The organism is Cronbergia sp. UHCC 0137 (assembly GCF_034932285.1).
Taxonomy (GTDB): domain Bacteria; phylum Cyanobacteriota; class Cyanobacteriia; order Cyanobacteriales; family Nostocaceae; genus Cronbergia.
In genome coordinates this window covers 2,531-9,530 of the sequence record NZ_JAYGHC010000095.1, presented here as the reverse complement: position 1 = coordinate 9,530, position 7,000 = coordinate 2,531, and the positions used below count along the sequence as shown (strand labels likewise).

Below are 7,000 nucleotides of genomic sequence, written 5' to 3'. Positions count from 1 at the left end.
TTTCAATATCTCTTTCAAAATCGTCAAGCAATGTATCAATGCTTGTGAACTTGTAATCTATTTCGTGTGAGTTTATATGTTTATGATCTCCTTTTCCGCGTTCGTTGTCATATCTAATTCTAAATTTTCCATTCTGCCCGTAAAATAATCTGTATTTGTATTTATGTGTGCTTGGTGGTGTTGGCTCTGGTAATTCCCATATAACAACCTCGACGATTGATCCGTCGTCATTAACTTCTTTTGCTTTGGCGATTAGAGTGGCCTTCATATATTGCATTGTAGCAATATATTTAAAGTCTGTCGAGTAGCAATATTATGATCCGAACGGCACAGTTGAGCGATCGCACTAAATTTTTTTAAAATAGTAACAGTAGGATGTGTTAGCGTAACGCATAATAATTACAAATTAATCATAATTAAAAGCAAAAAGGCGCGTTAAGTAACGCACTCTACGAAAGCGGCGATCGCACTGACAGATTACGATTAAGGTAGAACAAATTCTATCTGTCCTTGATATTCACTTTCAGCAGATGAAACTGACGATTTGGCTGACTCTCTTGATAAGGAATCATACGTCATCTTTGCTAGTTTTACCTCAACACACTCTTCTTGTATGGCATTCATTGACACATTGAGTAAATATTCGACAGAAACTTGCCTATAACCTGAAGAAATCGCTGTTTTAAGCGTTTGTTCTACGGAACTTTTACTAGCATCCTTGGCACATTCAATTAATCTTTCTTTGGCAATATTTATAATTTCATCTGTATTGTTATCGACGCTTTTAACAACATTATCTACATTATTATCGACGCTTTTAGCAACATCATCCGCATTATTATCGACGCTGCGAACAACATCATCTACATACTTGCCAGCCCCTCTACACCCTGACAGAGAAATGATCAGAGAAGGTAAGATAAGCATCAATGTGATTAATTTATTTATGTTCATTTTTTATTTATGTTCATTTTAATTAAGTACACAATAAAAATTAAAAATCTTATAAACTACTTGAATATGCCATATAAACTTGCAGAAGATTAGCAAAGTCTTGGGCAGAACGATCAAAACCCTGATAAGGAATCATAACATCAGACTTACCTCCAGACAAAGCCCTCGAATACTTATTTAGAAAAATCTTGTTAAAAGACAACAATCTAAGTTTTTCAGAAAAACTATTTGAGCTATTTAATTTACTGCGTTCTATTGATTCTAAAAAATTTGAGTATTCTTTTAATTTTAATCCTAATGACTTAGGTGAAGCCCAATGAAAAGAAATGATGTATATTGATTCAATATCACTCCAAGGGATACTCCAAAATACGCCCCCCCCTGACCGATGAGCGATAAGCTCTTGTGTGGTCAATGTATAACTAATAGGATAATTTTTTTCAACATTTTTTGGATTAATAAACAAAGCCCAAACACCAAATATTATAAATATAAATCCTATACCAGCAACCAAACTGAATAAACCAAGACCAATAAGAAAATAATAACAAAATTTTATAAATCCTTTTGGTGTGGAATTTTCTGGTCTTATTTCGATTTTATCCATGTTGTTAATTTTACTAGTTGATATTACTTTATAGAGACCCCAGGGAATAGGGACATAAAAATCTTTATTGTGTAAACATAAATTTTGATATTGCTAAGTGCTGAAGCATTGGCTATTTTAGCCTCAGCACTTTTAAAATACCTAACAAGGTTAGCCAAAATAGAAATTATAGACAAAGAAAAGATTGTGACTATACATCTAAATCATTGTCGTCACTATCATCATCAGAGCTATCTCCTTTAATAGCTTTAGCAACTAGACCAATACTTAAGCCAACTGCTCCGTCTCCAAGATTCTTAACTCCATTTGCGATAAGTTCTTCATCCTCAGAGACTATTCCTACAATTGATTGTCCCGCTCCATAAAGAACCTTGCCCGAATTTTTGATGACCCGAAAACCTAAGTCACCAATAAGTTCTGCACCTTGACTAAATAAGCTCATAAAAATACTCCATTAATTCTATTGACGAGTTGACAACAAACACAAAAATTAATTCAAGCAAAGCAAGTTAATCGTTTAGTTACTGACGCTCTAAGAACTTTTTTTGAATTTGTTCTTCGATTTGCTGTCTTTTTCGATCTTCTTGTTTCCTTTTTTGATCCTCAATTAGCTTGCTAGTAAATTCTGTAACTTCTTTGGTAATTTTTGGAAGTTCTTTGATGCCATGACGAATAGCATGACTCGCGAGATGCTTTAAAGCGTGTTCCAGTGGTCTGCTCATTTTCTAAGTTACTCTCTTAATCTAGTTTTATTCGGATCTAGTCATTCAAAACGTAGCTATTGCTGTAAAAACATAACAAAAATCATTGGCAATGAACTAGCTCCTGTAAATATAAGCGGTACTAATCAGCCTCCTGAATACTTGATACCAACTTGACTCAAAATCTGAGCCACTTTTTCAGCCGAATAACTAGGAACCTCTATTTCATTCCCTGAAATCGACACACTCGAACCCAACGCGCCCGCCACCTTAGCCTTAGCTTCAGACTTTTTAGAATCAAGCGCGTAACTATCCAGAACAAATTTAGCCATAAGGATAACCCTGCTAGAATTGTCAGCGATTTATGACTAGCCAAGCCTGAATATCGCTTATACTGTAGCCGTTTTGCTGTATTTTCACTGAGCATAACAAAACCCTCTAGCTTTGACAACCTTTTAAAAAACGGATTTATACGGTACTTTTGTTACGAAAACTCAATAAAAAAACGGAAAAGATCGGATCAAAACTTGGTACAATTTGTAAAACTCTTGTTTGGTAAAGGTTAATGAATGTAAATGAAGTGTTACAATTCGTCGATCACTTAGTAGTGGAGAAAACGGGCAAAGGTCTAGACGATCTTCAAAAAGCTGTGATAGAAGGAACTTGGCAACGACAAACCTACGGAAATATTGCCCAAGAACACCATGCAACAAAAAATCATGTAGGAGATGTGGGTTATCAGTTATGGCAACTCTTATCAGAACAATTAGGAGAGGATATTAATAAACTGAATTTTCGTTCTACTATGGAAAGATTACGATTAGCTCAATCGCCAATTACTATACAGAGTCATAATACAAATAGCAGTAATAGTTTTAATATTTGCACTAAAGAAAATCAAGATAATTATCAACAAGAAGATGATAAGAATAAGAACTATTACGATTTAACTTTTGCTCCTAAAATTATTCATTTTTATAATAGAATAACTGAAATAGAAAAACTCTCAAATTGGATATTAAATCAAAATATTCGCTTAATTTCTGTCCTGGGTTTATCGGGTATTGGTAAAACTACTCTTGTTAAAAAATTTGTTGACTTAAATCTCGAAAAATTTGAAATTATTATCTGGAAAAATCTCAAATTTCCTAACACTTTAGAATCATCACTTAATGAAATATTAACCACTTGCCATCAAGAATCTCAAGATAATATCAGCGATAAAATCAAACAAATTTCTGCACTGTTAACCGAGAAAAAATCTCTAATTATTTTAGATGACATCCAAAATCTCTTTATCAGTGGCGAATTAGCAGGTCAATATCAAACCCAATATCTCGATTATCAAAACTGGTTTAAAACCCTCACCGAAAGCCAGCATCAAAGCACCATTATTTTAATCAGTCAAGAACAGTGTCCAGAAATGCACTGTTTGGATAAAGAATTATATCCTATCAAATGCTTAGAACTTTCAGGATTAAATAATACAGAAATTCTTGAAAACAAAAATTTGAAAGATCCAGAAAGTTGGACACTTCTCATTAACCTATATCAAGGTAATCCCAAATATATTCAAGACGTGACCATCTTAATTAAAGATTTTTTTGATGATAGTGTTGGCGAATTTTTAGCAGAAAACCAACTCATTTTGACCAATCAAATGCGATCGCAATTTAAACAGCTATTCACAAAACTCTCTCCCCTAGAACAACAACTAGTCCTTGAATTAAGCAAATTTAAAGAACCTGTCGTTAGGGAAACCTTAAAGCAAAACTTAAACTTGTCATCCACGGACTTTATTAACGCCTTAGAATCCTTGCAAAAACGCTATTTAATCACCAAAATCAAAGCAGATAAAACCCAGTTTGATTTGTCCCCAATTTTTAAAGAATATATCAAAATACTTGATAAGTAGATTTGTAGTCTGTAGGGTGCGTCAGACAGAATAATTTACGGTAAAATCACTAACTTTAAGATACTGACGCACCTTCCTTAATCTGGCAACTTACGTTATTAGCGAGTTAAAGATAACACAATACCAATCAGTGAACCCAATAGTAAGACTATACTGCTAAGAGAACCAAGGGCAAAGCCAATAAACCGTTTTTCCGCAGCCTGATAATATCCCCAAGCGTAAGCAACACGACCGACAAGCCAAACGGCACCGATACCAGCAGCCCACAATGGGTTAAGATAGAAGGAGAATAACCATAGAGCAGGTAAAAATAGAACCAACTGCTCTAGGGTATTTTGTTGCACACGTACCACCCTTTCAAAATTAGGATCTCCTGTCATTTGCGGTACTTGTACTTTGTATTTGGCTCTGGCTCTACCGACGTTAATTGTAACTACTAAATAGAGCAGAAGTGCAAGAGCAGTTATTAGACTTGTCCAAGGTGACATAATAAATTAATTAAAACCTAAAAAACTTATTATAAGTATATCTGGTAATATAAAAAAAGTTTGCGATCGCTTTATTTTAGCTTGAGAAGGGGGTAAAATTACGGACAATTCAACAAATGCGTTGGGTTTCATAACTCCTAGCCCTAACCAAAAGACTTTTCCAGCAAGTCCTAATTAATCTAACTTTTGTCCACTAAAGCGGGAATACTGCACCATATTTGATGGAGGTAATTCTGAAATAGCAATCATCCCTTTCAGGCTTTGTTCAAAATAGATTAATGCACCAATACGGTTTCCTACAAAAAAACTACCATGAATAAATTGATATTCAGGAATAGTAATTAAAAATAAATCTTGGGAAGTTTCTTTAAAAATCTTTTTGCTGATGAGAGGTACTACTTTTTCCAGGAAAGAATCTTTAATAGGTTCTCCTAAGTCGGTAAATTCTTTATGATCAGAAAAGTGATCCATATAAAATTCCCATACTCTAGACAGATTTTTTTCTTTATCCAGTCTTGATTTTAGTTCTGGTAGTTTCTGGATTTTAAATGATGGTATTGGTTGTTTCATGGTTGATACATCCTATAAATCTTGGATTTTTAAATAGGGGTTAAGATTTCAAGCAGTTAAAGTCAAATCAATTATAACATATTTGTTTCGTATCCCCTCAATAATTCGGGGGAGAGAGTTATTCAGGCATCCATAAGCAACCAAAAGAATTGAGAGAAGATTGTTCACGAATAAGAGTTGCCAAAGAGGGAATATTCCCAAGTTGAGAAATGCGGTCACGCACATACTCAAAAAAGCTGATTCCTAACTTACGAGTAGTAGCAACAACTGTTGATATACTTATCAAGGTTACAATTTGAGCTTTTGCTTAAAGGGTATATATGGATGTAAAAACGCAAGTTATGGACTTCTCAAGTATATTGAACCGATACTTTTATTTCTTGTAGGGTGCGTCAGACCCGATAATTTGGCACACAACAGATTTTCTCTATCTGACGCACCGAACGAACTAACATACGATTCCAAAAGCCTGAAACTTGCAAACCCTCACCAATCATTTAGGAAGGGTCAGTTTCATCTCTCTGAGTGCGGACGGTAGGCTTTTAGCCAATGGACGCTCAGATAAAAAAATTAATATTTGACAATTCTTAGGATTTATGTGATATGATAGATTTTTAAAATTTCAATCTGAAGTTTTTTCAAATCAACCTCACATCGCACCTCATCAAGCAATTTTCATGTAAATAAATTACATTTTGTTTATTTCGCGCTAATACTGCGCTGACCTTGATAAAAAATAAGCCAATCAGAATGTAGTTTAAAAACATGAAAACTGCTGTAAGTTCACATTTAAACCATGTGAATTAATATATTTAGCCAATCTTTTTTCTCCTAGCTCAGAACAATTGAACATTTAGGATCTTGGATGAAATAACCTGTAATTCTCGGTTATTGTTTTGGTGTATGATAAGAAACCTCAAATAAAGTTTGACACCTTATTAAATCCACGATCCTTAGTTGAAGATACATAAAAATTTTTGTATCTGGTATTTTGCCTTTTTATAGCTGAGGCTGAAATCATAGGTAACTAGATTGCCTATAAATACAGACATTATCCAAGATCAGGATATTGATTAATTTAACTTTTTTTCAGAAATCATCATGAGCGAGAGGAAGTATTAACAATAACTCTTTGCTCATCAAATCACCCTTGGGATGTCCCCATGATTGAAATCCTTGCTACACTGTCAGCCGCTGCATCAGCAGGAATGAGATTAGGTACACCTTTGCTAATTATTGGATTATTGCAAGGTAATGAACTCTGGTCTCATATTCCCATATTATCACGGTTTTCTCCCCATATTTTGCTTTGGCTGCTTACCAGTTGGTCATTATTTGAACTATTTGGTTCAAAAAAGCTGATTGGCCAAAGAATATTACAACAAATTCAGTTAATTTTGTCGCCCTTCGTGGGAGCAATTATGGGGTTGGCTGTAGCATCGGCAACATCAACACCAAGCTGGTTAATTGCTTGTATTGGTGGTTGTTTGGCTTTGGTCATTCAGTTAGTTGTGGTGGGTTGGTTTTATCGGTTACGTGGTTTACCCCTATGGGCAGTTTTTCTACAGGATAGCCTATGTATTACCCTAGTGCTTTTTGCTGTAGATGCACCCCGAAAAGGAGGATTAATTGCTCTGATCCTCCTCTGGTTTGCAGTTCGTAGCGCCAAACAGTGGTATGGCTGGTATTGGCAAAATCGCACTCAGTTGACAAGTAGGGAGTAGGGGAAGAAGCTTATCCCCATCACGATCACGGATTCAATTGA

The 7,000-nt window shown here is 34.8% G+C and carries 10 protein-coding genes; 2 read left to right on the top strand and 8 right to left on the bottom strand.

Features of this window, described 5'->3' with window-relative positions; all coding sequences use genetic code 11:
* The 6 genes from VB711_RS25990 to VB711_RS25965 all read right to left on the bottom strand — a co-directional run.
* Positions 1-268 (bottom strand): toxin-antitoxin system TumE family protein (locus VB711_RS25990; RefSeq protein WP_323289326.1); only part of this gene is annotated, 268 nt, incomplete at its 3' end.
* Between the two features lie 215 nt (positions 269-483).
* Complete coding sequence (locus VB711_RS25985; protein WP_323289325.1) at positions 484-954, bottom strand: hypothetical protein; 471 nt, start codon at positions 952-954, stop codon at positions 484-486.
* 49 nt (positions 955-1,003) lie between these two features.
* Positions 1,004-1,561, bottom strand: a complete 558-nt coding sequence (locus VB711_RS25980; protein ID WP_323289324.1) for a hypothetical protein — start codon at positions 1,559-1,561, stop codon at positions 1,004-1,006.
* A 190-nt stretch (positions 1,562-1,751) separates the two neighbouring features.
* Complete coding sequence (locus VB711_RS25975) at positions 1,752-2,003, bottom strand: hypothetical protein (protein ID WP_323289323.1); 252 nt, start codon at positions 2,001-2,003, stop codon at positions 1,752-1,754.
* Between the two features lie 79 nt (positions 2,004-2,082).
* Positions 2,083-2,283 (bottom strand): hypothetical protein, encoded by a 201-nt coding sequence (locus tag VB711_RS25970; RefSeq protein ID WP_323289322.1) that lies wholly within the window; start codon positions 2,281-2,283, stop codon positions 2,083-2,085.
* A 125-nt stretch (positions 2,284-2,408) separates the two neighbouring features.
* Positions 2,409-2,594 carry a hypothetical protein gene (locus VB711_RS25965; RefSeq protein ID WP_323289321.1) on the bottom strand — a complete coding sequence of 62 codons (186 nt, stop codon included), beginning with the start codon at positions 2,592-2,594 and terminating at the stop codon, positions 2,409-2,411.
* Between the two features lie 233 nt (positions 2,595-2,827).
* Here VB711_RS25965 and VB711_RS25960 point away from each other — a divergent pair, with 233 nt between their 5' ends.
* Positions 2,828-4,177, top strand: a complete 1,350-nt coding sequence (locus VB711_RS25960) for an NB-ARC domain-containing protein (RefSeq protein WP_323289320.1) — start codon at positions 2,828-2,830, stop codon at positions 4,175-4,177.
* Positions 4,178-4,275: 98 nt separating this feature from the next.
* Here the strand turns inward: VB711_RS25960 and VB711_RS25955 are convergent, their stop codons facing one another.
* Positions 4,276-4,665: an MAPEG family protein gene (locus VB711_RS25955; protein ID WP_323289319.1), complete on the bottom strand. Its 390-nt coding sequence runs from the start codon at positions 4,663-4,665 to the stop codon at positions 4,276-4,278.
* A 174-nt stretch (positions 4,666-4,839) separates the two neighbouring features.
* Positions 4,840-5,235, bottom strand: coding sequence for a hypothetical protein (locus VB711_RS25950; protein WP_323289318.1), 396 nt, complete (start codon positions 5,233-5,235; stop codon positions 4,840-4,842).
* Between the two features lie 1,163 nt (positions 5,236-6,398).
* Here VB711_RS25950 and VB711_RS25945 point away from each other — a divergent pair.
* On the top strand, positions 6,399-6,959 hold the full coding sequence (locus tag VB711_RS25945) for a DUF4126 domain-containing protein (RefSeq protein ID WP_323289317.1): 561 nt from the start codon (positions 6,399-6,401) through the stop codon (positions 6,957-6,959).
* Positions 6,960-7,000: the final 41 nt, after the last annotated feature.

Coding starts and splice junctions, on each gene's coding strand:
- VB711_RS25955 (WP_323289319.1), bottom strand. CDS start 4,665: ATGTCACCTTGGACAAGTCTAATAACTGCTCTTGCACTTCTGCTCTAT.
- VB711_RS25945 (WP_323289317.1), top strand. CDS start 6,399: ATGATTGAAATCCTTGCTACACTGTCAGCCGCTGCATCAGCAGGAATG.
- VB711_RS25950 (WP_323289318.1), bottom strand. CDS start 5,235: ATGAAACAACCAATACCATCATTTAAAATCCAGAAACTACCAGAACTA.
- VB711_RS25960 (WP_323289320.1), top strand. CDS start 2,828: ATGAATGTAAATGAAGTGTTACAATTCGTCGATCACTTAGTAGTGGAG.
- VB711_RS25980 (WP_323289324.1), bottom strand. CDS start 1,561: ATGGATAAAATCGAAATAAGACCAGAAAATTCCACACCAAAAGGATTT.
- VB711_RS25965 (WP_323289321.1), bottom strand. CDS start 2,594: ATGGCTAAATTTGTTCTGGATAGTTACGCGCTTGATTCTAAAAAGTCT.
- VB711_RS25975 (WP_323289323.1), bottom strand. CDS start 2,003: ATGAGCTTATTTAGTCAAGGTGCAGAACTTATTGGTGACTTAGGTTTT.
- VB711_RS25985 (WP_323289325.1), bottom strand. CDS start 954: ATGAACATAAATAAATTAATCACATTGATGCTTATCTTACCTTCTCTG.
- VB711_RS25970 (WP_323289322.1), bottom strand. CDS start 2,283: ATGAGCAGACCACTGGAACACGCTTTAAAGCATCTCGCGAGTCATGCT.